At 67.8% G+C, this 23,997-nt stretch carries 19 protein-coding genes; 10 read left to right on the forward strand and 9 right to left on the reverse strand.

What is annotated here, in order from left to right; all coding sequences use genetic code 11:
* The first annotated feature begins 5 nt into the window (after window positions 1–5).
* The 4 genes from ACO6D5_RS00825 (at window position 6) to ACO6D5_RS00840 (ending at window position 4,736) form a co-directional block, all read left to right on the forward strand.
* On the forward strand, window positions 6–1,256 hold the full coding sequence (locus tag ACO6D5_RS00825; RefSeq protein ID WP_485824353.1) for a Zn-dependent hydrolase: 1,251 nt from the start codon (window positions 6–8) through the stop codon (window positions 1,254–1,256).
* On the forward strand, window positions 1,253–2,752 hold the full coding sequence (locus tag ACO6D5_RS00830) for an aldehyde dehydrogenase (RefSeq protein ID WP_485824354.1): 1,500 nt from the start codon (window positions 1,253–1,255) through the stop codon (window positions 2,750–2,752). Before ACO6D5_RS00825 ends, ACO6D5_RS00830 begins: the two co-directional genes overlap by 4 nt.
* A 192-nt stretch (window positions 2,753–2,944) precedes the next feature.
* Window positions 2,945–3,967, forward strand: a complete 1,023-nt coding sequence (locus tag ACO6D5_RS00835) for a Bug family tripartite tricarboxylate transporter substrate binding protein (RefSeq protein ID WP_485824355.1) — start codon at window positions 2,945–2,947, stop codon at window positions 3,965–3,967.
* 16 nt (window positions 3,968–3,983) lie between these two features.
* Window positions 3,984–4,736, forward strand: coding sequence for a class II aldolase/adducin family protein (locus tag ACO6D5_RS00840; protein WP_315847333.1), 753 nt, complete (start codon window positions 3,984–3,986; stop codon window positions 4,734–4,736).
* 20 nt (window positions 4,737–4,756) lie between these two features.
* On the opposite strand, the gene ACO6D5_RS00845 is transcribed toward ACO6D5_RS00840, so the two are convergent.
* On the reverse strand, window positions 4,757–6,448 hold the full coding sequence (locus tag ACO6D5_RS00845; protein WP_485824356.1) for a thiamine pyrophosphate-dependent enzyme: 1,692 nt from the start codon (window positions 6,446–6,448) through the stop codon (window positions 4,757–4,759).
* A gap of 150 nt (window positions 6,449–6,598) precedes the next feature.
* Between ACO6D5_RS00845 and ACO6D5_RS00850 the strand changes: the two genes are divergently transcribed.
* Complete coding sequence (locus tag ACO6D5_RS00850) at window positions 6,599–7,543, forward strand: LysR family transcriptional regulator (RefSeq protein WP_485824357.1); 945 nt, start codon at window positions 6,599–6,601, stop codon at window positions 7,541–7,543.
* Between the two features lie 16 nt (window positions 7,544–7,559).
* Here the strand turns inward: ACO6D5_RS00850 and ACO6D5_RS00855 are convergent, their stop codons facing one another.
* From ACO6D5_RS00855 to ACO6D5_RS00885, 7 genes are all read right to left on the reverse strand, one after another.
* Complete coding sequence (locus ACO6D5_RS00855; RefSeq protein WP_485824358.1) at window positions 7,560–7,928, reverse strand: type II toxin-antitoxin system RelE/ParE family toxin; 369 nt, start codon at window positions 7,926–7,928, stop codon at window positions 7,560–7,562.
* Window positions 7,925–8,215: a type II toxin-antitoxin system ParD family antitoxin gene (locus ACO6D5_RS00860; protein WP_315847329.1), complete on the reverse strand. Its 291-nt coding sequence runs from the start codon at window positions 8,213–8,215 to the stop codon at window positions 7,925–7,927. The genes ACO6D5_RS00855 and ACO6D5_RS00860 overlap by 4 nt, the downstream gene beginning before the upstream one ends.
* Before the next feature lie 112 nt (window positions 8,216–8,327).
* Window positions 8,328–9,491, reverse strand: coding sequence for a zinc-binding metallopeptidase family protein (locus ACO6D5_RS00865; protein WP_485824359.1), 1,164 nt, complete (start codon window positions 9,489–9,491; stop codon window positions 8,328–8,330).
* A complete protein-coding gene (locus ACO6D5_RS00870) occupies window positions 9,488–10,450 on the reverse strand; it encodes a transglutaminase family protein (protein WP_485824360.1) in 963 nt (320 codons plus the stop codon). Before ACO6D5_RS00870 ends, ACO6D5_RS00865 begins: the two co-directional genes overlap by 4 nt.
* Before the next feature lie 31 nt (window positions 10,451–10,481).
* Window positions 10,482–13,061, reverse strand: coding sequence for a circularly permuted type 2 ATP-grasp protein (locus tag ACO6D5_RS00875; protein ID WP_485824361.1), 2,580 nt, complete (start codon window positions 13,059–13,061; stop codon window positions 10,482–10,484).
* A gap of 49 nt (window positions 13,062–13,110) precedes the next feature.
* Window positions 13,111–16,476 carry a transglutaminase family protein gene (locus ACO6D5_RS00880; RefSeq protein ID WP_485824362.1) on the reverse strand — a complete coding sequence of 1,122 codons (3,366 nt, stop codon included), beginning with the start codon at window positions 16,474–16,476 and terminating at the stop codon, window positions 13,111–13,113.
* A 71-nt stretch (window positions 16,477–16,547) separates the two neighbouring features.
* Window positions 16,548–17,345 carry a transglutaminase family protein gene (locus tag ACO6D5_RS00885; RefSeq protein ID WP_485824363.1) on the reverse strand — a complete coding sequence of 266 codons (798 nt, stop codon included), beginning with the start codon at window positions 17,343–17,345 and terminating at the stop codon, window positions 16,548–16,550.
* Between the two features lie 498 nt (window positions 17,346–17,843).
* Here ACO6D5_RS00885 and ACO6D5_RS00890 point away from each other — a divergent pair, with 498 nt between their 5' ends.
* From ACO6D5_RS00890 to ACO6D5_RS00910, 5 genes are read left to right on the forward strand one after another with little or no spacing between them, the layout of a single operon-like run.
* Window positions 17,844–18,497 carry a hydrolase gene (locus ACO6D5_RS00890; protein WP_485824364.1) on the forward strand — a complete coding sequence of 218 codons (654 nt, stop codon included), beginning with the start codon at window positions 17,844–17,846 and terminating at the stop codon, window positions 18,495–18,497.
* Window positions 18,498–18,510: 13 nt separating this feature from the next.
* Window positions 18,511–18,801, forward strand: a complete 291-nt coding sequence (locus ACO6D5_RS00895; RefSeq protein WP_315847305.1) for a DUF1427 family protein — start codon at window positions 18,511–18,513, stop codon at window positions 18,799–18,801.
* On the forward strand, window positions 18,794–20,701 hold the full coding sequence (locus tag ACO6D5_RS00900; RefSeq protein WP_485824365.1) for an amidohydrolase: 1,908 nt from the start codon (window positions 18,794–18,796) through the stop codon (window positions 20,699–20,701). Before ACO6D5_RS00895 ends, ACO6D5_RS00900 begins: the two co-directional genes overlap by 8 nt.
* Window positions 20,686–21,108, forward strand: coding sequence for a DoxX family membrane protein (locus tag ACO6D5_RS00905; protein WP_315847303.1), 423 nt, complete (start codon window positions 20,686–20,688; stop codon window positions 21,106–21,108). The genes ACO6D5_RS00900 and ACO6D5_RS00905 overlap by 16 nt, the downstream gene beginning before the upstream one ends.
* The gene (locus ACO6D5_RS00910; protein ID WP_315847302.1) at window positions 21,095–22,726 is read left to right on the forward strand and encodes an MFS transporter; all 1,632 of its coding nucleotides are present in this window, start codon (window positions 21,095–21,097) and stop codon (window positions 22,724–22,726) included. Before ACO6D5_RS00905 ends, ACO6D5_RS00910 begins: the two co-directional genes overlap by 14 nt.
* 13 nt (window positions 22,727–22,739) lie before the next feature.
* On the opposite strand, the gene ACO6D5_RS00915 is transcribed toward ACO6D5_RS00910, so the two are convergent.
* Window positions 22,740–23,852 carry a cyclic nucleotide-binding domain-containing protein gene (locus tag ACO6D5_RS00915; protein ID WP_485824366.1) on the reverse strand — a complete coding sequence of 371 codons (1,113 nt, stop codon included), beginning with the start codon at window positions 23,850–23,852 and terminating at the stop codon, window positions 22,740–22,742.
* Window positions 23,853–23,997: the final 145 nt, after the last annotated feature.

Here is a 23,997-nt window from a genome sequence, read left to right on the forward strand (position 1 = left end):
CGACGATGACGACGACGATATCAATCAACGGGCAGCGGCTGTGGCAGTCGCTGATGGATCTGGCGCAGATCGGCGCCACCCCCAAGGGCGGCAACTGCCGCCTGGCGCTGACCGCGCTGGACGGCCAGGGCCGCGATCTGGTCACCGGCTGGATGCGCGAGGCGGGCATGACGCTGCGCGTGGACCAGGTGGGCAATATCTTCGCCCGCCGCGCCGGCCGCAACAACGATCTGCCGCCCGTCATGACCGGCAGCCACATCGACACCCAGCCCACCGGCGGCAAGTTCGACGGCTGCTACGGCGTGCTGGCCGGGCTGGAAGTCATGCGCAGCCTGAACGACCACGGCGTCGTCACCGAGGCGCCGCTGGAAGTGGCCATCTGGACCAACGAGGAAGGCTCCCGCTTTCTGCCCGTGATGATGGGCTCGGGCGTCTTCGCCGGCAAATTCCCGCTGGAAGTGGCGCTCGCCGCCCGCGACCACGACGGCAAGTCGGTCGCCGACGAGCTGGCCGCCATCGGCTACGCCGGCCCGGACGCCGTGGGCGGACGCCCGGTGGGCGCGTATTTCGAGGCACACATCGAACAAGGCCCGATCCTGGAGCATGAAGAAAAAGTGGTCGGCGTCGTGACGGGTTCGCTGGGCGTGCGCTGGTACGACGTGGTCGTGACCGGCATGGAAATGCACGCCGGCCCGACCCCGATGCCGATCCGCAAGGACGCCCTGTACGCCGCCACCTTCCTGCTGCAATCGGTCGTGGGCATCGCCAACGACCATCAGCCCCACGGCCGCGGCACCGTCGGCGAGATCCACGCGCACCCGGGCTCGCGCAACGTCATCCCCGGCCAGGTGCGCTTCACCGTCGACCTGCGCCATGAAGAAGAGGCCACCCTGACGCAGATGGATGCGCGCTGGCTCGCCACCTGCACGGACGTGGCCGCGCGCCACGGCGTGACGGTGGACGTCAAGCAGGTGCAGTACTTCCCGCCCACTCCGTTCGACCCGGACCTGATCGGCAAGGTGCGCGACGGCGCCGTGCGCCGCGGGCTGGCCGCCATGGATATCGTGACGGGCGCCGGCCATGACGCCGTCTACATGGCCAGCGTCACGCCCACCGCCATGATCTTCGTGCCGTGCAAGGACGGCGTGAGCCACAACGAGATCGAAGACGCCAAGCCCACGGACCTGGAAGCCGGCTGCAACGTGCTGCTGGACGCCATGGTCGCGCGCGCCAACCACCCCGGAGAGCAAGCATGAGCCACCACGATTCAGCCTACTGGCACGCCCGCGCCGCCGAACTGCGCTTCAAAGGACAGGCCTACATCGACGGCGCCTATTGCGACGCCGCCGACGGCGCGACGTTTCCCGCGTCCAGCCCCATCGACGGCCGCAAGCTGGCGGACGTGGCCGCCTGCGGCCAGGCCGACGTGGACCGCGCCGTGCAGGCCGCGCGCCGCGCCTTCGAGGCCGGCGTCTGGAGCGGCCTGTCGCCCCGCCAGCGCAAGGAACGCCTGCTGCGCCTGGCCGCCCTGATCGGCCAGCACACGGAAGAACTCGCGCTGCTGGAAACGCTGGACATGGGCAAGCCCATCCGCGACGCGCTGGCCTTCGACGTGCCGGAAACCGCCCGCTGCTACGCCTGGTACGCCGAGGCCATCGACAAGATCTACGACGAGATCGCGCCGACCGGCCCCGACGCGCTGGCCACCATCACCCGCGAACCGCTGGGCGTGGTGGCGGCCGTGGTGCCTTGGAACTACCCGCTGATGATGGCCGCCTGGAAGGTCGCGCCTGCGCTGGCCGCCGGCAACTGCGTCATCCTGAAACCGGCCGAACAAGCCTCGCTGTCGTCCATCCGGCTGGCGGCGCTGGCCGAAGAGGCCGGCATCCCCGCGGGCGTCTTCAGCGTCGTGCCCGGCCTGGGCGCGGTGGCCGGCCAGGCCCTGGGCCTGCACCCGGACGTGGATTGCGTGGCCTTCACGGGATCCACCGCCACGGGCAAGCGGTTCATGACCTACTCCGGCGAATCGAACTTGAAGCGCGTCTGGCTGGAGTGCGGCGGCAAGTCGCCCCACATCGTGTTCGACGACTGCCCCGACCTGGACCGCGCGGCCCAGGCCGCCGCGCTGGGCATCTTTTCGAACCAGGGAGAAGTCTGCATCGCGGGATCGCGCCTGTATGTGCAGGACGGCATCTATGACGCCTTCATGGACAAGGTGGCCGCCTACGCCACCGGCCTGCAGCCCGGCGATCCGCTGGACCCGGCCACCGCCATGGGCGCCATGGTGGACGAACGCCAGATGCAAGGCGTGCTGGCGCGCATAGCCGCCGGCCGGGCCGACGGCGCCAGCCTGCGGATCGGCGGCAATCAGGCCCGCACCGCCACGGGCGGCTACTACATCGAACCCACCATCTTCGATTGCGCCAGCCAGGATTCCGCCCTGGTGCGTGAAGAGATCTTCGGCCCCGTGCTGGCGGCCCAGCGCTTTGCCACCGAGGACGATGCCGTCCGTCTGGCCAATGATTCGGTCTATGGACTGGGCGCCGGCCTGTGGACGTCGAACCTGTCGCGGGCGCACCGGCTGTCGCGCCGCCTGCGCGCGGGCCTCGTCTGGGTCAACTGCTACGCCGACGGCGACATCACGGTGCCCTTCGGCGGCGTCAAGCAATCGGGCTTCGGCCGCGACAAGTCCCTGCACGCGCTCGACAAGTATTCGGACCTGAAGACCACCTGGATCAGCCTGACGGTGTAAGGCGGCAGGCATCCGGGGCACGGCATGTGCCTCGCCCTTGCCGTTTCGCGCTATCTGCTTGGCCGCCCAGGCCATTGAAGGCGCCAGCCCCTTGTGCCACCTTGGACGGCATTGGGGCAGGATGAGGAGCCGGCCCCGATGCGGGCCGGCGCCAGCGCGCTCCCGCCATGAAAAACATGACAGGAGACAACCATGCGCAATGCCCCCGTCCTTGCCTTTGCACACCGGCGCCGGCTTGCCGCCGCGTTGGCGCTGGCGACCGCCGCCCCGCTGTGGGCCGTCAATGCCGCCGCGCAGGCCCAGGACGCCGCCTACCCCGCCAAGCCGGTCACGATACTGGTCGGCTTCCCGCCCGGCACGGCCACCGATACCGTCGCCCGGATGCTGAGCGAGCGCCTGGCTCAGCGCATGGGCCAGCAATTCATCGTCGAAAACAAGCCCGGCGCGGGCGGCTCCATCGCCGCCGGCCTGGGCGCCCGCGCCAAGCCTGACGGCTACACGCTGATGATCGGCGCCTCCGCCCCGCAGGCGATCAACCCCCACGTCTATCCCAATCTGAACTACGACGCCCGCAAGGATTTCGCGCCCATCGGCCTGATCACGTGGCTGCCGTACCTGTTCGTCGTCAGCCCCGACAATCCTGCCGCTAACCTGAAGGATTTTCTGGCTGCGGCCAAGGCCAAGCCCGATCAGCTCACCTACGCCACCACCGGCATCGGCACGACCAGCCATCTGGTGACGGCGGTGCTGCTGTCCAAGGCCGGCGCCGCCATGGTGCACGTGCCCTACAAAGGCAGCAGCCAGGCGCAGACCGACATCGTCGGCGGCCGCACCACGGCGACCTTCGACACCATGGTGTCGTCGCTGGCCATGGTGAAGTCCGGCCGCCTCAAGGCCCTTGCTGTCAGCACGCCGGAGCGCGTGGCGATGCTGCCCGACGTGCCGACCGTGGCTGAACAGGGCTTTCCCGGTTTCGACATGGGCGCCTGGCTGGGCCTGATCGCGCCAGCCGGCATCCCGCCCGCCATCCAGGACCGGCTGGCCCGCGAAATGAACGCCGTGCTGGCCGACGCGACGGTGCGCGAGCGCCTGGGCGACCTGGGCGCCCAGGTCCGCACCACGCCCACGCCGGCCGCCTTCGGCGCCATGATGAAGAACGAATACGAATCGTGGGGCGCCATCGTCCGCGACTTCAATGTCAAAGCCACCGACTGAACAGGACACGACGACCATGCACGCTAGCGCCGACATGAGCCCGCAGGAACGCGACACCCGCATCCAACTGGCCGCCTGCTACCGGTTGGTGTCGCACTTCGGGATGAGCGACCTGATCTACAACCACATCACCGCGCGCATCCCCGGCACCGAGAATCACCTGCTGATCAACCCCTACGGCATGATGTATGACGAGATCACGGCGTCCAGCCTGGTCAAGATCGACCTGGCCGGCAATGTCCTTGGCCCGTCGTCCACGGGCTACGGCATCAACGCGGCCGGCTATGTGATCCACAGCGCGGTGCACGGCGCGCGCCACGACGTGGAGTGCGTGATCCACACGCACACCCGCGCGGGCATGGCGGTATCGGCCCTGAAGTGCGGCCTGTTGCCGCTGACACAGACCGCCATGCGCTTTGCCAAGATCCCGTATCACGACTACGAAAGCGTGGCGATCGACCTGGACGAGCGCGAACGGCTGGTGGCGGACCTGGGCGCGTCCGATGCGATGATCCTGCGCAACCACGGCCTGCTTGCCGTCGGGCCCAGCATCGCCCAGGCGTTCAATACGCTGTACTGGCTGGAAATGGCGTGCAAGGCGCAGGTGGACGCGTTGAGCGCCAACCGGGAACTCTGCCTGCCGCCGCCAGAGGTCATTGAAAAGACCTGGCACCTGTACCAGCCCACGACGCGCCGCCCCTTCGGCGAACTGGAATGGCCCGCCATGCTACGCCTGATGGACCGCAAGGACCCCGGCTACAAGGACTGACCGGGATCCGCCGCGCGGGCCTATTCGCCGCGCGGCAGCAAGTCCACGCCCGCCGCGTGGCTGGCGCCTGCCGGCAGGATGGCCGCCAGGCTGGTCCGCACCTCCAGAAAATACGGGCGTTCCGACGCCAGGCCGCGCGCGATCGCGGCATCCAGCTGGTCCTCGCGGGTCAGATACTCGGCCTGCATGCCGAAGGCGCGCGCCATCATCGTGAAGTCGGGGCTGGACAGGTTCGTGCCCACATAACGCCCCGGATACGTGCGCGCCTGGTGCAGGCGGATCGAACCGTAGCAATTGTTGTTGGACACGATGAAGAGGATGGGCAGCCCGCGTTCGGCGGCGGCGGCCATTTCGTTGCCCGTCATCATGAAGCCGCCGTCGCCGACCAGGCATACCACCTTGCGGTCGGGGTGGCGCAGCTGCGTCGCGACCGCGGCCGGCGTGCCGTAGCCCATGGCGCCGGATTGCGACGCCATCAACCGTTGCGGATAGACGAAAGGAAAGTGCCGGTACACGGGCGCGGCGAAGGTGCCCGCGTCCAGGCAGATCGCCACGTCGTTGGGCGTCTGGCGCGTCAGCGCGCGCACCACCGACACGAAGGGCACGCCGTCGTCGGCGGCCGGCTCCGGCCAGGCGGCGGTGCGCTGCTGGATGGCGCGCAGCGACGCCGCCCAATCGTCCCGCGCCAGGCCGCTGCCGGTCGCCGGCAGATGGGCCAAGGCGTGCGCGGTCGCCGCCGGGTCCGCCACCAGGCCGACATCCGCCGCGAAATGCTGGTTCACGATGTGCGGGTCGGGATAGCAGTGCACCAGCGCCTGCGCCGGCTTGGGGTGGGCCGGGAACCCGTAGCCCTGCGTCGTGATGTCGCCCAGGCGCGTGCCCAGGGCCAGGATCAAATCGCTGGAATCGAAGGCCGCGACCTGGGCGGCGGGCGTCGCCAGGTCCAGGTCCCCGGCGTAGAGCGCATGCGTGTTGGGAAAGAGGTCGTGCTGGCGGAACGACACCGCCACCGGCACCGTATGCCGTTCGGCCAACCGGCGCAGCGCACAGCGCCCATCGGGCCGGTTGAATGCGCCACCCGCAATGATCAAGGGCCGGCGCGCCTGCGCCAGCAATCCGTGGATGCGTTCCAGCGTGGCGGGCGCGGGCTGCGCGGGGCTTTCCGCCGCCGCGACCCACCCCGGCTGCGGCACCGCCGCCTGCTGCACGTCTTCGGGCACCACCATCACCACCGGACCCGGCGTGCCGGACGTGGCGACGCGGATGGCCTTGAAGGCCGCCGCGGCCAGGTCCTCGGGCGCCGACACTTCGACCACCCACTTGGCCATCGAGCCGAACATCTTCTGGTAATCGATCTCCTGGAAGGCTTCCTTGCGCACGTCCTTCTTCGGCACCTGTCCGATCAGCAAGATCATCGGCACGGCATCCTGCTGCGCCGCATGCACGCCGATGGACGCATTGGTCGCGCCGGGCCCGCGCGACACCATCGCCACGCCAGGGCGTCCGGTCAGCCTCGCGTCCGCGCCCGCCATGAAGGCCGCGCCGCTCTCGTGGCGGCAGGTCACCACGTCGATCTGCGGGAAATCGTGCAAGGCGTCCAGCACCCCCAGATAGCTCTCGCCCGGCACCACGAAAACGCGGTCGAGGCCATTGGCGGCGAACACCTTCAGCAAGGCGTGGGAGGACGTGTTCGATTCGGCGGATACGGTCATGGGCGGCGTCTGGGTTCAGGGTTGGAAGTCTGGGTCGAGTCCAGGAAATTCTAGATTGGCAAGCCGGGGCCGACTAGGCATACTCTGGCAATCAGATATACAAGAAACGCACACTGGAGACAGCGGCGCGCCCCCGCGCGCCGACCCGGGATGGACTTACGCAAGATCGAAAACCTGATCCACGTCGCCGATCAGGGCAGCTTTTCAAAAGCGGCCTCCGTGCTGGGCATCGCCCAGTCGGCGCTGGGCCGTCAGGTCCGGAAGCTGGAAGACGAATGCGGCTGCGCCCTGCTCTACCGCAATGGCCGCGGCGTATCGCTGACGCCCGACGGGGAAAAGCTGCTGGACCGGTTGCGCCCGCTCTTGCGGCAGATGGACCACGTGGTTACCGAATTCCACAACGACCAGAAGTCGCCATCCGGCCAGGTCACGCTGGGACTCACGCCCACGCTGTGCCACATGGTGGGCACGCGGCTGGTGGCCGAGGTCTGGAAGCGGCACCCGCGCATCCAGCTGAACATCATCACGGGCTACAGCGGCTACGTGCACGAATGGCTGACCAATGCCCGCGTGGACATCGCCGTGCTGCACGACGCGCGGCGTTCACAGCACATCGCGGTGGACCCCTTGGCCGAACTGGACCTGGCGCTCGTGTCGCCGCCGCAGAACCTGTCGCCTGCGGCGCGGTCGATGGCGTGCATCGACTTCGAACAATTACGCGATCTGCCGCTGGTGCTGCCGACCCGCAACCATGGCCTGCGCCGCACGCTGGAGCACGCCGCCACGCAAGCGGACATGCCGCTCAACGTGGCCTTTGAAATCGACGCGCTGGAGTTGATGAAGGAAATCGTGGTCGAAGGCCTGGCCCATACCGTGCTGGGGCTGCCCGCCGTCATCAAGGAAGTCGCTGCCGGCCAGTTGATCGCCCGCCGCATCACGCATCCGGGCCTGTCCACCCGACTGATGCTCGCCACGGCCTCCAGCCGCCCGATGACGCAGGCCGTGAAAATCGTGCAGGCAATGTTGCGGGAAGTGCTGGCGCAGATGACGGCAGAGGCGCCTTACCGGGAGGGGATGAGGATGGTGCCTGATTGATTTGGCGCCGTCCTGGCTATATCCACGAGTTCCCGGAATCCAGTTGCTGCTCCCGTTCCATCACATCATGCAGCACTCGCCCAATGATGATTATGCGCGCCTCAATCCGATAAATCAGAAAATGCCTGGGTCGTTGCACAATGCCGGTCTCAGTACGCGCCCGTTCGCGGCTCAGCCGCAAGTGCCAGGATCGAACACCAGCGCCAAGCTCTGGCCGAGCGATGCTGCCAACACGTTCTGGGGCGGCGGAAATATCGCGCATCGCGGCAACAAGCAAGGCGCCATAACGTTGACGGGCCGCATCGCCAAAATTCCCCTGGGTCCAGGTCAATATGTCGACGATGTCATGCTGCGCCGCGTTGGACAGCCGATAGCTCACAATCACTTGGCGGTCTTCGCCCGATTGGCAGCTTGCGCTCCAAGCTTCCCGATGAAGTCTTCGAGTTCATCATCGACAACATCCGTAAAGCGACCTGCGGCGATATCCGCCCATCCCTTGCCGGCTGCGTCGCGAAGCGCGTCGATCCTGGCTGTTTCCAGGCGTTCGCGTTGCTCGATCAGACGCAGCCCTTCGCGCAGCACTTCACTGGCGTTCTGATAACGCCCTGACTGCACCAAGGTTTCCACGAAATCATGCTGATGCTCGCTAAGGACGACATTGCGTGTCGGCATGGTGATTCTTCCCTGCGATTAGAACGCCCCCAGTATAGATGCCCATTGGCATATTATGCCAATCGCTAGGGACGACGTTCGTCCTATATGGCTTACCCGTGGCTTTGCAGGGTCAGCCCGCGCGCGTTCCATCCTGTGCCGACGCCCCCTTCACCACTCGATGCACGAACTGAAGCTTGCCCACCACTTCCGCCGGCAGCACGAAAGGGTAAAAGTCCCGTTGCCCCATGCTGCGCGACAGCTCGTTCAACACCCCGGTCAGCGCCACCCAGGCGTTGACGAGATCCAGGAAGGCTTGCCCGTCGGGGTCTTGCGGGTCGTATAGCGACGCCGTGGTGAACGGTTCGTAAGACTGCTCGACCGACATCCGCGTGACGCCGAAGCTGATGGCCGTGTCCAGCGTATCCATCATGTGCAGGTAATGCGCCCAGGTCTCGGCCCAGTCCTCCCAGGGATGGCAGGACGCATACGTGCTGATGAAGTGCAGGTCCCAGTCCGCGGGCGGGCCCTGTTCGTAGTTGCGTTGCAGGGCTTGCGCGTAATCGGCCTGTTCGTCGCCGAACACCTGGCGAAACGGTTCAAGCCACGGGCCGCGCGCGATCAGCTGGTCCCAGTAATAGTGGCCGATCTCATGGCGGAAATGGCCCAGCAGGGTCCGGTACGGTTCGCGCATGTCTTCGCGCACCTTCACCCGGTAGGCGTCGTCGGCCTCCAGGATGTTGATGGTGATCAGCCCCCGCGCATGCCCGGTCAACAGCGGCGCGCCGTCGGCGCCGGGCGCCAGCAGGTCGAAGGCCAGCCCGCCGTCGTCGGGTTCCTCTGAACGCCGGATCGGCAAGCCCAGCGTCATCAGTTGCGCGATCATCTGGCGCTTGGCGGCTTCCACCTTGAACCACAGCGGGCCGTTGTCCGGCACCGACAAGTCGGGAATGGTGCGGTTCAGGTTGCAGGCGGTGCACAGCGCATCGGGCGAATGCGCCGGCAGCAGCCAATTGCACAAGGCCGGCAGGGTGAAATTCGCGCAACGCTTGTAAGTCTTGCCGCGCGCCCTGCCCGATTCCCGCCACGTGCCGGGGGTCGCGCCTTCGTCCAGCGCCAGCACGTGGCCGCGCTTGGGGTCGAAGCCCAATTGCCGGTGGCAGTTCAGGCATTCGGTGTTGGAAAAGAATATCGGCTGGCCGCAAATGCATTGAAACGCCTTCGCGCGGGCATGCCGCACGCGCTGGCGTTTCGGGGCGCGCAGCTGGCGGTTGATCGCGTCGAAGAAATAGCTCATGCATCCGTCCCGGAGGGAAATTCGTCGATAGGCGCGACCGTCACGCGCACATCCAGTTCGTGGCCGCCGCCGCGGATCACGCCGCGCAAGGGCGTGACGTCGCCATAGTCGCGGCCATAGGCCAGGATAACGTGCGCCGTGCCCGGCACCACGTCATTGGTAGGGTCCAGATCCACCCAGCCCGCGTTGCCCGGCACCCCGGCGCAATGCACCGAGACCCACGCGTGCGAGGCATCCGCCCCGATCAACCTCGGCTTTCCCGGCGGCGGCTGAGACATCAGGTAGCCGCTGACGTAGCGGGCCGGCAGGCCGATGGCGCGCAGGCAGCCGATCATCACGTGCGCAAAGTCCTGGCACACCCCGATGCGCTCCTGGAACGCCTGCAGGATGGGCGTGGACACCTGCGTATGCGCCGGTCGGTAGCTGAAGTCGGCGTGGATACGGTGCATCAGGTCCAGCGCTGCCTCGGCCACCGGCCGCCCCGGCGTGAACGACAGCAAGGCGTATTCCCGAAGCTCGGGATGCAGCGGCACGTAGGTCGACGGGAAGGTGAATTCGACCTCGGGCGCGAACGGCACGGCCGGGTCATAGCGCAGGCGTTGCGCGGCCGCCTCCCAGGGCAGCCCCGTCGCGGGGTCCAGGGCCTCGAACCGGGCATGGACCGTGACGCGGCTGGTCGCCCGCACCGTCAGCGATTCATGGGGCGCCACCAGCGCGAAGGTGCAGCGCGTGTTGCCGAATCCGTCGAGCGTTTCGATGATGTCGGACGGCGCGGGCGTGACGCTCAATGCGTAATCTTCCACCACCTGGCACGCGTCGCTCAAGGGACGCAGATAGCCCAGGTGGTGCGCCAGTTCCACCGGCGAGTCATAGCGGTAGGCGGTTTCATGGTCCACCCCCAAGGTCACGCCAGCGGTGCGCGCGGGAGTGTCGGCGGGGTCGGGAGCGGGCAAGTTCATGGCGGCAAAGGTGTCGGCTGGGTGGCGGCCATTACGCCGACAGCGTCTGGTCGTAGCCGGCCGCATGGCTGAAATAGCGCCGGCTGATTTCGTTGGAAAGCGCGCTGGCGGCGGCGTCCAGCTGTTCGCACAGCGCCAGCACGCCTGCATACAGGCCCTGCGTCTGCTGGCACAACGCCGTGAGCGCCGCCCCGGCGCCTTCGGCAGGCAGCAACCCCAGCAAGTCGGTCGCCGGGCCGGCCACGGTGGCGGGCAGGCGCGCCACCTCTTTGCGCAGCACGCTCAACACGCAGGCGATCGAACGCGGGTTGGCGGGTTCCTGCACCAGCAGGTTCAGCAGCGCGGGAACTTCCTGGCGGCCGGGGTAATAGGCGCGGTAGGTGATCTTGCTGTCGAACAGGTCCAGCAGGATATTGAACCCGCTGTCGCCCAGCACCGCGTTGCGCCGGAACAGTTCGCCCAACAACCCGGCCATGGCCGACAGGCGTTCGATCTGCCGGCCGATCGTCAGCAGCCGCCAACCGTCGTCGCGCGTCATGCGGTCGGTCTGCGACCCCGTGATGGCCGACAGCTGCATGCCCAGGTTCTTCAGCGCCCGCAGCACGTCCGGCGCCGTCGCCGGCGTATCGGCGTCGCGTTCCTTGCCGCCCGAGGCCATGCGGCGAAAGAGCTCGTTCGCGGTCACGACCAGCCGCCAATGGTCCGGCGACAGGCGGTCCCGGATTTGCCCGGCCGCGTACGCCAGCGCGCCCAGATTGCGCGACACGCCGCCCTGGGCGTCTTCACCCGCCAGTTCCGCGAGCAGCGTGGATTCGAACATCCGCACCGACAAGGTGGGCGCGGCCGGCGCAAGGCCGCTGCGCCGGCACAGGGCGGCCACGGCGGCGAACAGTTCCCCCGCGTTGTCCTCGTCGCTGTTCAGCCAGGTCAGCGCCACGTTGGCCAGCCGAACGTCGTTTTCCGCGCGCTCGGTGTAACGGCCCATCCAGAACAGGTTCTCGGCGGCCCGGCTGGATACCGGGCGATGGGCGGGCACGATGTCTTCGGGGCGCAGTTGCGCGGGCAACATGGAGAACGTGTCGACCGCGCCGCGGGTTGTCACCCAGGTATCCATGCTGCTGCCGCCGCGCTGCATCGACACGATCTGCTGTTCGCGGCTGGCGATGCGCGTCAGTCCGCCCGGCAGCACGTTCCAGCCGCCTTCGCCATCGGCGATGACGAACACGCGCAGCATGGCGGCGCGCGGCACGATATGCCCGGCACTCCAACTGGGCGCCTGCGACAGCGGCAGGTATTCCTGAATGGTATAGGCGTCAGGGTTGGCGGCGATGCGCGCCTGCAGCGCATCGCGCTCGGACGGCGGCACCGCGCCCCCGATCACCGGTTCGAAGCCGCCGCGCAGGTTGCTGGGATAGGTGGACTTGACCACCGCCCCCGGCAGGTTCGCCAGCGCCTGCTCGCGCGCCGCCGCCTCGCCGCACCACCAGGACGGCAGCGACGGCAGCAGCAGGTCCGCCTCCAGCAGCCGGCGGCTGATGGCGGGCAAGAAGCCGTTGATGGCGGGCGACTCCAGAAAGCTCGTGCCCAGGGAATTGGCCACCAGCACATTGCCCGCCCGCATGACCTGGAGTAGCCCGGGCACGCCCAGCGTCGAATCCGAACGCAGCTCCAGCGGGTCGCAGAAGTCGTCATCCAGCCGGCGCAGCACGGCGTGCACGCGTTCCAGCCCGTGCAGCGTCTTCAAGTACAGCAGCTTGTCGCGCACGACCAGATCCCCGCCTTCCACCAGGGTCACCCCCAGATAGCGCGCCAGGTAGGTCTGTTCGAAGTAGGTTTCGTTATAGGGCCCCGGCGTCAGCAGGACGATGCGCGGCGGCGCATGCGCCGACAGCCCGCCGGGGCTGAGCTTGTAGAGCATGTCCATCAACCGGCGGTAGCTGGTGGCCAGGTGCTGCACCCGCAGTTCCTTGAACGCTTCGGGGAACATGCCCGAAATGGTCAGCCGGTTCTCCAGCAGGTAACCCAGCCCGGACGGGGCCTGGGTACGCTGCGACACCACCCACCAGCCTCCGTCGCTGGCGCGCGCCAGGTCGAAGGCGGCGATGTGCAGAAAGGTGCCGCCCGGCGGCGCATAGCCGCGCAGCGGACGCAGATAGCCCGGGTGGCCCAGCACCAGCGCGGGCGGGAGCAGCCTGTCGGCCAGCAGCGTCTGCGGCCCGTAGACGTCCGCGAGCAGCCGGTTCAGCACGGTGGCGCGCTGGCACACGCCCTGCTCGATCGCGGCCCAGTCCGTGTCGTTGATGACAAACGGCAGCAGGTCCAGCGACCACGGCCGCGCCGAGCCGTTGGCCTCGGCGTAGATGTTGTAGGTGATGCCGTTTTCGCGGATCTGGCGCGCCACGACGTCCACGCGCCGGTCCAGATCGGCAAAGCCGCCGGTGCCCAACAGCTCAAAAAAACGGGGCCAGGGTTCGCGCAACCGGGTGGCGCCCGACGCGTCGGCGGTGTCGCGCAGCTCGTCATAGTGCCCGGGACGTGCGGGCAAGGCCGCATGAACCGCCAGGGACGCGACATCCTGCGACGGATCCGTCTGAAAAAGAAATTGCGGCATAGCGGCTTTATCGCCGGCGGGTGCGCCGGGGTTCAACATGCGGTAGGGCTCAATCGTGCCTCAAATCCAACGAGAACGGAAATTCCCGGCTGACGACGGCGGGCGCGACGTCCATGCGCCCCGGCGTATGCCCGGTCTTCTCGAAGCGCGCCAAGCGCCTGCTTTCGGCCTCGTAGGAGTTGACCGGGAACGACTCCGGATTCAGCCCGCCCGGATGCGCCACATGGTATTTGCAGCCGCCCAGTGAACGCTGGTTCCAGGTGTCGACGATGTCCACCGTCAGCGGCACGTGCACGGGGATCGTGGGATGCAGCGCCGACGGCGGCGCCCACGCCTTGTAACGGACGCCCGCCACGTACTCTCCCACCCGGCCGGTGGGCTGCACGGGCAGCGCGCGGCCGTTCACCGTCACGACATAGCGGTTGTCGTTCAAGCCCGACACCCGGATTTCCACCCTTTCCAGCGACGAATCCACGTAGCGCACCGTCCCGGCGGAGGACCCTTCTTCGCCCATGACGTGCCAGGGTTCCAGCGCGCCGCGCAATTCCAGGTGGATGCCGCGCGCCGCCACCTCGCCGAACAGCGGAAAGCGGAATTCGAAATGCGGGTCGAACCAGGCCGGGTCGAAGCCGTAGCCCGCCTCGTTCAGGTCCGCCAGCACGTCCTCGAAATCCATCTTCACGAAGGTCGGCAACAGGAAGCGGTCATGCAATTCGGTGCCCCAGCGCGTCAGGCGCGCCGTATAGGGCGTCTTCCAGAAGTGCGCGATCAGGCCGCGCAGCAACAGTTGCTGCGCCAGGCTCATGCGCGCATGCGGCGGCATCTCAAAGGCGCGCAGCTCCAGCAGGCCCAGCCGCCCCGTGGGACTGTCGGGCGAATAGAGCTTGTCGATGCAGAATTCCGACCGGTGGGTATTGCCGGTCACGTCCACCAGAATGTTGCGCAATGCCCGGTCGATCATCCAGGGCGGCACCGCAGCGCCCTGCTGGGCGCACCGCCGATGAATTTCCTGGAACGCCAGCTCCAGTTCGTACACCTGGTCGTTGCGGGCCTCGTCGATGCGCGGCGCCTGGCTGGTCGGCCCGATGAACAGCCCCGAAAACAGGTAGGACAGCGAGGGGTGATTCACCCAATACGCCAACAGGCTCGCCAGCACATCGGGGCGGCGCAGGAACGGGCTGTCCGCCGGCGTGGCGCCGCCCAGCACGAAGTGATTGCCGCCGCCGGTGCCGGTATGGCGGCCGTCGGCCATGAACTTCTCGGTGGACAGCCGGGTCTCGAATGCCGCCTCGTAGAGGAATTCGGTGTGGTCGACCAGTTCGGCCCAGTTGCTGGCCGGATGGATGTTGACCTCGATGACGCCAGGGTCGGGCGTCACCTGCAGCACCTTCAATCGTGGATCGCGCGGCGGCGGGTAGCCTTCCATCACGATCCTGATGTTCAGGTCGCGCGCCGTCGCCTCGACCTGGGCGACCAGCGCCAGGTAGTCTTCCAGGCGCGGCAACGGCGGCATGAACACGTACAGGACGCCGTTGCGCACCTCCACGCACATGGCGGTGCGCGTGAGCCAGCCCGCAGATTCGAACTTGCCGGGCTGACGCGCTTCGGGCAACCCCGCGCCCGGTCCGCCGCGCCCCGCGCCATTGGCGATGGGCGCTTCGCCATTGCGCGGCGCGCCCGGTTCCTGGCGCGCCGTCGCGCGCACGTTCTGCGTCAGCAGCTGGGCGGGCCCGGGCAGCGACCGCCGCGCATCGAACGGGTCGCGTTCGACCACCACGGGCGCGTCGGCCTCGTCCACCCAGGGCAGCGAATCCAGCGGCAGGCGGTACCCCATCGGGGAATCGCCCGGAAACAGGTACATGCGTTCGTCCCGCAGGAACCAGGGGCCGGACACCCAGGCGCCGTCCTCGCCCGCCTGGATCGGCAAGGCGTATCCCACCACGCTGTCCAGCTTCTGCTCGAACACGCGGCGCAAGCGTGCGCGCTCCATCTCGTCTTCCAGCCTCGAATCGAACGGATCCACGTTCGCGGGCAGGCGGCGTTCGCGCCACAGGTAATAGAACACGTCCTCGTAACCGGGCACGACGGTCTGCCCGCTTAGGCCCAGCCGCTCGCACAGCCGCGCCATGAACCGCCGGGCATCTGCCTCCGTGTACGCGCTGCGCTGGCGCTCGTCGGCGAACAGCGCCGGATTTTCCCAGCAAGCCTGCCCGTCCGTGCGCCAATAGATCGACAGCGCCCAGCGCGGCAGCTGCTCGCCCGGATACCACTTGCCCTGGCCGAAATGCAGGAAGCCGTTGCCGCCATAGCGGGTGCGCAACCGGTTCAGCAACTCCAGCGCGTAGCCGCGCTTGGTGGGCCCCAGGGCGGCGGTGTTCCATTCGGCGCCCTCGCGGTCCGACACGGACACGAAGGTAGGTTCGCCGCCCATCGTCAGGCGCACGTCCATGTGGTCCAGGTGATCGTCGATCTTGTCGCCCAGGTCGCGGATGGCGTGCCATTGCGCGTCGGTGTAGGGCTTGGTCACGCGCGGCGATTCGAACACCCGCGTGACTTCCATCGTGTGCGTGAATTCGACCTCGGCCTCGTCCACCGCGCCCGTCACCGGCGCGGCGCTGCCCGGCTCGGGTGTCGCCGCCAGCGGGATGTGGCCTTCGCCCGCCAGCAGGCCCGAGGTCGGGTCCAGCCCGATCCAGCCCGCCCCCGGCAGATAGACCTCGCACCAGGCATGCAGGTCGGTAAAGTCGGATTGCGCCCCGCTGGGGCCGTCCAGCGCGCGCACGTCCGGCTTCAGCTGTATCAGGTAGCCCGACACGAAGCGGGCCGCCAGCCCCAGATGACGCAGCGCCTGCACCAGCAGCCAGCCCGAATCGCGGCACGACCCGGCATTGCGCGCCAGCGTCTCTTCGGGCGTCTGCACCCCCGGTTCCATGCGGATCAAGTAATTGATTTCCTGATGGATCTGCTGGTTCAAGCCCACCAGGAAATCCACGGTGCGCTGCGGCCGCACGTCCACGCGCGACAGGAACTCGGCAAAGCGCGGCGTAGCCTGGCCGCACGCGAGGTACGGCGCCAGTTCGCGGGCCAAGCCGTCGTCGTAGGCGAAGGGAAAGGTTTCGGCGTCCGGTTCCAGGAAGAAGTCGAACGGGTTGTAGACCGCCATTTCGGCGACCAGGTCCACGGTGATCTTGAATTCCCGGGTCTTGCCAGGAAAGTTCAAGCGCGCCAGGTAGTTAGCAAAGGGATCCTGCTGCCAGTTGATGAAGTGCTCGGCCGGCTCGATGGTCAGCGAATACGACAGGATGGGGGTCCGGCTGTGGGGCGCGGGCCGCAGGCGCAGCACTTGCGCCGAGAGCCCGACGAGACGGTCATATTTGTATTGCGTAACGTGCTTGAGTGCTACGTGGATCGTCACTGCCTTCTCCGGGTCGACTTGGGGCTGCCGCAAAGGCAGCCAAAGCACTGCAAGGGAAACACGCGCGTGTTTCAGTGGCTGGTCTGCACCTGCACCGATACATCCATCGACAGCGCGGCGGCGGCGCCATGCAGCCAGCGCACGGGCGAAGCCGATTCATAATCGCGCGCCACCGCCAGGCGGCAATGGCCGTCCGAGGCGAAGCAGGCGTGGCTGACATCCACGCTGACCCAGCCGTGCCGGGCCAGCCAGACGTCCGCCCAGCCATGGTTGGCGGCCTCGTCGCCCGCCACGTGCCAATAGCCGCTGACATAGCGGGCCGGCGTGCCGAAGGCGCGCACGCAGGCCAGCAGAAGATGGGTGTGGTCCTGGCTGCCGCCGCGCCCCGCTGCCAGCACCTGCGCCGCCGTCATCGGCGCGTCGTTCAGCCCCGGCGTGTACGCGACCCGCTCGCGGATGGCGGCGCTAAGGTTCAGCACGTCCTCGGGCGTATGCATGCCGCGGGGCGCCACGCGGCGGCAGAAGTCCCGGATGGTGTCGTCGCACTGGGTCAACGCGGTGGGCACGCCGTAGATGTAGACCGGCAGGCGTTCGTCTTCGTCGCCCACATGGCCCTGGGCCAGCGGATGGATGTCCACCTGCCCCACGGCGTGGATTTCGATTTCGCTGTGGGTGCGGTGCAGCGTCAGCGTGTGGATGACGTTGCCATAGGCGTCCACCTGCGGCTGGATCTCGCCGGGCGTCTGGATCTGCCATCGCAGCGCATGCTGGTGGTCATCGCGCCGGGGCGTCAGGCGCAGCGTCTGGATGCTGTAGTTCACCGGGGCGGCATAGCGGTAGCGGGTCACGTGCTTGATGAGATGCTTCATGAAGGTCTCCAAGGGTCACGCTGGCAACGTCGGGGCCGTCCGCCCCCTGGCCCGGCAGGCACGACGATTGATAGTAGCAATAGCTCGTTGAAATAATTAAGCAACTTGCATGCCAAGTTGCCGGGCATCGGGGCTTGTCGACAATCGCCCGGCGTGTCGGCCTTCCGGCCGTGGTGGCTGCCCAAGGAATGTGGCCGGAAATGCCCCCGAAATGCCTCCCACATGCCCCCCCAAATGCCCATTTAGCGGCGTCTGGCACCAGACCGGTGCGCGGGCCGCCCTTTTTCGGACGGCCTTCGCGCCCGATACCGCCGCCCTCCGCCGCGCATTTTTTACAACCCATTGCAAAATTGTTCCGCAAGCGACGGGGCGCGCCCAGCGCCCGGCGGCCCCCAGCGCGATCACAATCTTCAAACGGGCGGACAATCGTTCAATACGCGCCATGGGCCGGGTGGCACATTGCAGGGGAATTCACCGCAGGCATCCAAGGAGACCTCCATGCCCGTCACCGCCACCCCGACCCCCGGCGCCAAACTGCTGTCGCCCAAGGACCACACGCTCATCATGATCGACCTCCAGTCGCAGATGGCGTTCGCCACGCATTCCATCGACGCGGTCACGCTGCGCAACAATGCCGGCCTGGTCGCGCATGCCGCCGCCGGTTTCGGCGCGTCCGCCATCCTGACGACCGTCGCGGAAAAGAGCTTCTCCGGCCCGATGTTCGACGAAGTGGTCGCGCCTTTTCCCGGCCAGAAGCTGCTGGACCGCACGTCCATGAACACCTGGGAAGACGCGGCCGTGATCAAGCAGGTGAACGAAATCGGCAAGAAACGCATCGTGCTCGCAGGCCTGTGGACCAGCGTCTGCATCGTCGGGCCGGCCTTGTCGGCGCTGGACCAGGGCTTCGAGGTCTACGTCATTACCGACGCGTGCGGCGACGTGTCGGCGGAAGCCCACAACCGCGCCATCGAGCGTATCGTGCAAGCAGGCGGCCAGCCGATCACCGCGTTGCAATACCTGCTGGAAATGCAGCGCGACTGGGCGCGCACGGACACCTACGAGATGACGACAGGCATCGCCAAGAAATTCGGCGGCGCCTACGGCCTGGGCATCATCTACGCCAAGTCCATGTTCAACGCCCACGAAAGCTGACCGGAGCGCGCCAATGAAGGTCTACCTGGTATCGCTTGGACTCGGCCTGCTGGTCGGGGTCATCTACGCGCTGTTCAACGTGCGTTCGCCGGCCCCGCCGGTCATCGCGCTGGTAGGCCTGCTCGGCATCCTGGCGGGGGAACAGATCCCCCCGCTGATCAAGCGCTTCATGGCCGACGAGGCCACCCGCACGTCATGGATCCAGCAGCAGGTCAAACCGCACATGTTCGGCCAGTTGCCCAGTTGCCCGAAGCCGCCCGCCTCATCAACCCCAGACGCCTGTGGAGACAAGCGCAATGGCTGACACTCCGACCACCGCGCGCGATGGCGCGCCCGACCTGATCCTGCATCAAGGCCGCTTCACTACGCTGGACCCGGCGCGCCCCACCGCCGACGCCGTCGCCGTGAAGGACGGCCGCTACACGCGCGTGGGCGCGGCGGCCGACGTCCTGCCGTTGGCCGGACCCGGCACGAAGGTCATCGGCCTGAACGGCCGCAGCGCGTTGCCCGGGCTGATCGACAACCACCTGCACATCATCCGCGGCGGCCTGAACTACAACATGGAACTGCGATGGGATGGCGTGGCAAGCTTGGCCGACGCCATGGCCATGCTGCGCCGGCAGGTCGCCGTCACCCCCGCGCCGCAATGGGTGCGGGTGGTGGGCGGCTTCACCGAGCACCAATTCGCCGAAAAGCGCCTGCCCACCATCGAAGAGCTGAACGCCGCAGCGCCCGACACGCCGGTATTCATCCTTCACCTGTACGACCGCGCGTTGCTGAACGCCGCCGCGCTGCGCGCCGTGGGCTATGACAAGGCCACGCCCGCGCCTCCGGGCGGCGAGATCGTGCGCGACGCGGCCGGCAACCCCACGGGGCTGCTGCTGGCCAAGCCCAATGCGTCGATCCTGTACGCCACGCTGGCCAAGGGACCGAAGCTGCCCTTCGAATACCAGCTCAATTCCACGCGCCATTTCATGCGCGAGCTCAACCGGCTGGGCGTCACCGGCGCCATCGACGCCGGCGGCGGCTTCCAGAACTACCCCGAGGACTATCAAGTCATCCAGCAACTGGCCGACGCCGGCCAGTTGACGATCCGCCTGGCCTACAACCTGTTCACCCAAAAGCCCAAGCAGGAAAAGGAAGACTTCCTGAACTGGACCGCCACCTCGCAGTACAAGCAAGGCACCGACTACTTCCGCCACAACGGCGCCGGTGAAATGCTGGTGTTCTCGGCGGCCGACTTCGAAGACTTCCGCCAACCGCGGCCCGAATTGGGCCCGGAGATGGAAGGCGAGCTTGAGGAAGTGGTGCGCATCCTGGCGCAGAACCGCTGGCCCTGGCGTCTGCACGCGACCTATGACGAAACCATTTCGCGCGCGCTGGATGTCTTCGAACGCGTCAACCAGGATGTGCCGCTGGCCGGCCTGAACTGGTTCTTCGACCACGCCGAAACCATCTCCGACCGATCCATCGACCGGATCGCCGCGCTGGGCGGCGGCGTGGCCGTGCAGCACCGCATGGCCTACCAGGGCGAATACTTCGTCGAACGCTATGGCGCCGGCGCAGCGGAAGCCACGCCGCCCGTCAAGCGCATGCTGGAGCACGGCGTGAACGTGTCTGCCGGCACCGACGCCACCCGCGTGGCGTCCTACAACCCCTGGGTATCGCTGTCCTGGCTGATCACGGGCAAGACCGTGGGCGGGCTGCGGATTACGCCGCAGCGCAATTGCCTGGACCGCGACACCGCGCTGCGCATGTGGACCGAGAACGTCACCTGGTTCTCGAACGAACAGGGCAAGAAGGGCCGCATCGCCGAAGGCCAGCTGGCCGACCTGGTCGTGCCCGACCGCGACTTCTTCGCCTGCCCCGAATCGGACATTGCCGACACCACAAGCCTGCTGACCCTGGTGGGCGGCAAGGTGGTCTGGGGCGCTGGCGAATTCGCCGCGCACGACGAGGCGGCCCCGCCGCCCGCCATGCCGGACTGGTCGCCCACGCGCCTTTTCGGCGGCTACGGCGCCTGGGGCGATCGCGAAGGCAAGCCGTTGCAGGCAACGCTGCACGAGGCAGCGGCCGCCTGCGCTTGCGCAAACGGCTGCAATGTCCATGGCCATCAGCACGCAGGCGCCTGGGCCAGCAAGGTGCCCGTCTCGGACCTGAAGGGCTTTTGGGGCGCGCTGGGCTGCGCATGCTGGGCGGTATGACGATGCCGCCGGTATTCACGTCGCCGGCCGTGCGCTGGCTTGCCCTGCTGGCGCTTTGCGGCGCGTACCTACAGGGGGGCCTGGTCAAACTGATGGATTTCAACGGCGCGCAGGCGGAAATGGCGCATTTCGGCCTGCAACCCGCCAATCTCGCGGCCGCTGCCGTTATTCTGCTGGAACTGGGTGCCAGCGCATTGGTCCTGATCGGCCGGTTGCGCTGGCTGGGCGCACTGGCGCTGGCCGGCTTCACCGCGGCCGCGGCGCTGATGGCCAACCGGTACTGGGAGGCGCCCGCGGACGCGCGTTTCATGACCATGAACGCCTTCTTCGAGCACTTCGGGCTGGCCGGGGCATGGGTCCTGGTCGCCTGGCATGACCTGACGGAGCGCACGCATGGCCGGCGTTGACCGCAATACCCCTCCTCCCGCCGCCGTCGGCGGCATGGCCCCGCTCAAGCACACGCTGTTTGCCGTACTGTGGGGCGCCACCATCCTGGGCAATATCGGTAGCTTCATGCGCGACGTGGCCAGCGCCTGGCTCGTCACCGACCTGTCGTCCAACCCCGCCGCGGTCGCGATGATGCAGACGGCCGCCACGCTGCCTGTCTTCCTGCTGGCGATCCCCGCAGGCGTGCTGTCCGACATCCTGGACCGGCGCCGCTTCCTGATCATCATCCAGGTACTGCTGGCCTGCGTCAGCTTCACCCTGCTGATGATGGCCAAGACCAATACGCTGACCGTGGAAACCCTGATCGCGCTGACCTTTCTGGGCGGCGTGGGCACGGCGTTGATGGGCCCGACCTGGCAAGCCATCGTGCCCGAACTCGTGCCCAAGGCCGAACTGAAGACCGCCGTGGGCCTAAATTCGCTGGGCATCAACATTGCGCGGGCCCTGGGCCCGGCGGTCGGCGGCCTGCTGCTGGCGGCGTTCGGCGCGGCGGCGGCCTACGGCGCGGACGTGCTCAGCTACGTGTTCGTGATCGGCGCGCTGCTCTGGTGGAAGCGCCCCAAGCGGGTCGACGACGGCCTGTCCGAACAGTTCTTCGGCGCCTTCCGTGCCGGGGTGCGTTTTGCGCGCGCCAGCCGCGACCTGCACGTGGTGCTGCTGCGCGCGGCCGTGTTCTTCATCTTCGCCAGCTCCGTCTGGGCGCTGCTGCCGCTGGTGGCCCGGCGCATGCTGGGCGGCAGCGCCGGCTTCTACGGCATCTTGCTGGGCGCCGTCGGCGTGGGCGCGATCCTGGGCGCGGTGATATTGCCGATGCTGCGCCAGCGCCTGAACACCGACGGGCTGGTGCTGGCCGCGGCCGCCGTCGCCGCCGTCGTCATGGCGGCCCTGTCTTTCGCGCCGCCGCAATGGGCGGCGGTCGTGCTCCTGCTGCTGTTGGGCGTGGGCTGGATCGTCGCCCTGACCACGTTCAACGGGGTGGCGCAATCCATCCTGCCCAATTGGGTCCGAGGCCGCGGCCTGGCCATCTATCTGATGGTGTTCAACGGCGCCATGGCTGCCGGCAGCCTGGGTTGGGGTCTGCTGGCGCAGGAGATCGGCGTTCCGGCGACCTTGCTGGCCGGCGCCGCGGGATTGCTCGTGGCCGGCCTGGTGCTGCACCGCATGCGTCTGCCGCAAGGCGAGGCCAATCTGGATCCCTCCAACCACTGGCCCGAACCCCTGCTGGACGCGCCCGTCGAACATGACCGCGGCCCGGTCATGGTGCAGATCGAATACCGCATCCGCGTGCAGGACCGCCCGGCCTTCCTGCAGGCCTTGCAGGCCGTGGCGGAAGAGCGCCGCCGCGACGGGGCCTACGCCTGGGGCATCGCCGAACACACCGGCGACCCGGAACGGGTGCAGGAATGGTTCCTGGTGGAGTCCTGGGCGGAACACCTGCGCCAGCATCAACGCGTGTCGCAGGCCGACGCGGACCTGCAGGGCGAAGCGCAGCGCTTTCACATCGGACCCGACAAACCCGTGGTGCACCACTTCCTGGCGCTGGACATGCGCCAGGCGAAACCCGGCCCGGCGCCCTGACGACGCCCGGGGGTCAGTGCGCCGACGCGTCCAGGAAACGGTGCACCACGCGCACCGCCGCTGCGCCTTCGCCGATGCAGGCCAGCACATGCTTGACCGAACCCGCGCGCACCGCGCCGGCCGCAAAGACGCCCGGCTGCGAGCTTTCAAAGGCCCGCGCCTGCATCGACCCCGCGGCCGCCCGGCCGGTATGGATATAGCCCCAGTCGTCCGTATCCAGGTAGCCGTCCAGCCATGCCGTATTGGCTTGCGCGGCCGGATCCGCGGCTCCGTCCTGCCGAATGCCGGTCGCCACGATCAGACTGCGGGCTTGCACCACCTGCCCGTCGTCCAACCCGACGCGGTACGGATAGCTGCTACCGTCGAAGCCGCTCGCGACGCGGCCGGGCAGCACATGCGAACCGAAGCGCCGGCTCTGGTCTTCGGCCCGGCGCAGCAGCCCGCCGTCGCACAGGCCCGTGACCGTGCCCGGGAAGCCGGGCAAGGCGTCCGCGCCGGGCATGTCCGCACGGCATCGCTGACGTCCCACCAACAGCGTGTGCAAGCCTTCGGACGCCGCGTAGGCCGCGGCCGCCAAACCTGCCGTGCCGCCGCCGACGACGACCAGGTCAAGCACAGGATCGGCCTGCCCGACGCCAGCCGCGGACCGGAGGATCGCCCCGCCATAGGGACGCTGCCGGACGTAGCCGATCCGCCGCAGCATGAAGGCGCGCAGCACGATCTCGGCCAGCGGCCGGTCAGCCAGAAGCAGCCTGGCCAGTGCCTGCCGGTCGACCCGCAGCAGGCGGCTGGCGGAATCGGCCCGCAAGGTGACGGCATTGGGCCGGTCGGTGAACAGATCCAGGCTGCCCGTGAATTCACCGTCGCGGTGCAGCAACAGGCTGTGCATGGCGCCGTCGGCCTCGCGTTCCAGCACCTCGACGTAGCCCTCCAGCACGATGTGGAACGCCGCCTCGCGGTCGCCGCAATTGACCAGCACGCTGCCGGCGGGCACGGCGATGGTCTGGCCATACGGCGCAACCTGCGCGACCTGCGCGGGCGACAGCATCGGAAATGCCTGGGCATGCAAGGCCGCCAGGCTGGCAGGCGCGTCGGCGGGCGTCGGGCCGGTAAAGGGACGGGTCATGGATTCACTCACGGATCATCCGCGCGTGGCGCGTACTGCACCCAACATAGCGTTGCCGGGCCGCCGGGTCTTGTGCAGTTGACGCCTCGTTTGTACAAAAGAGCAATGATCGCACTATTGAAGGCGCACTAGTTTCAAGGCGCAC

The organism is Achromobacter sp. (assembly GCF_057314935.1).

Coding starts and splice junctions, on each gene's coding strand:
- ACO6D5_RS00825 (WP_485824353.1), top strand. CDS start 6: ATGACGACGACGATATCAATCAACGGGCAGCGGCTGTGGCAGTCGCTG.
- ACO6D5_RS00830 (WP_485824354.1), top strand. CDS start 1,253: ATGAGCCACCACGATTCAGCCTACTGGCACGCCCGCGCCGCCGAACTG.
- ACO6D5_RS00835 (WP_485824355.1), top strand. CDS start 2,945: ATGCGCAATGCCCCCGTCCTTGCCTTTGCACACCGGCGCCGGCTTGCC.
- ACO6D5_RS00840 (WP_315847333.1), top strand. CDS start 3,984: ATGCACGCTAGCGCCGACATGAGCCCGCAGGAACGCGACACCCGCATC.
- ACO6D5_RS00845 (WP_485824356.1), bottom strand. CDS start 6,448: ATGACCGTATCCGCCGAATCGAACACGTCCTCCCACGCCTTGCTGAAG.
- ACO6D5_RS00850 (WP_485824357.1), top strand. CDS start 6,599: ATGGACTTACGCAAGATCGAAAACCTGATCCACGTCGCCGATCAGGGC.
- ACO6D5_RS00860 (WP_315847329.1), bottom strand. CDS start 8,215: ATGCCGACACGCAATGTCGTCCTTAGCGAGCATCAGCATGATTTCGTG.
- ACO6D5_RS00865 (WP_485824359.1), bottom strand. CDS start 9,491: ATGAGCTATTTCTTCGACGCGATCAACCGCCAGCTGCGCGCCCCGAAA.
- ACO6D5_RS00870 (WP_485824360.1), bottom strand. CDS start 10,450: ATGAACTTGCCCGCTCCCGACCCCGCCGACACTCCCGCGCGCACCGCT.
- ACO6D5_RS00875 (WP_485824361.1), bottom strand. CDS start 13,061: ATGCCGCAATTTCTTTTTCAGACGGATCCGTCGCAGGATGTCGCGTCC.
- ACO6D5_RS00885 (WP_485824363.1), bottom strand. CDS start 17,345: ATGAAGCATCTCATCAAGCACGTGACCCGCTACCGCTATGCCGCCCCG.
- ACO6D5_RS00890 (WP_485824364.1), top strand. CDS start 17,844: ATGCCCGTCACCGCCACCCCGACCCCCGGCGCCAAACTGCTGTCGCCC.
- ACO6D5_RS00895 (WP_315847305.1), top strand. CDS start 18,511: ATGAAGGTCTACCTGGTATCGCTTGGACTCGGCCTGCTGGTCGGGGTC.
- ACO6D5_RS00900 (WP_485824365.1), top strand. CDS start 18,794: ATGGCTGACACTCCGACCACCGCGCGCGATGGCGCGCCCGACCTGATC.
- ACO6D5_RS00905 (WP_315847303.1), top strand. CDS start 20,686: ATGCTGGGCGGTATGACGATGCCGCCGGTATTCACGTCGCCGGCCGTG.
- ACO6D5_RS00910 (WP_315847302.1), top strand. CDS start 21,095: ATGGCCGGCGTTGACCGCAATACCCCTCCTCCCGCCGCCGTCGGCGGC.
- ACO6D5_RS00915 (WP_485824366.1), bottom strand. CDS start 23,852: ATGACCCGTCCCTTTACCGGCCCGACGCCCGCCGACGCGCCTGCCAGC.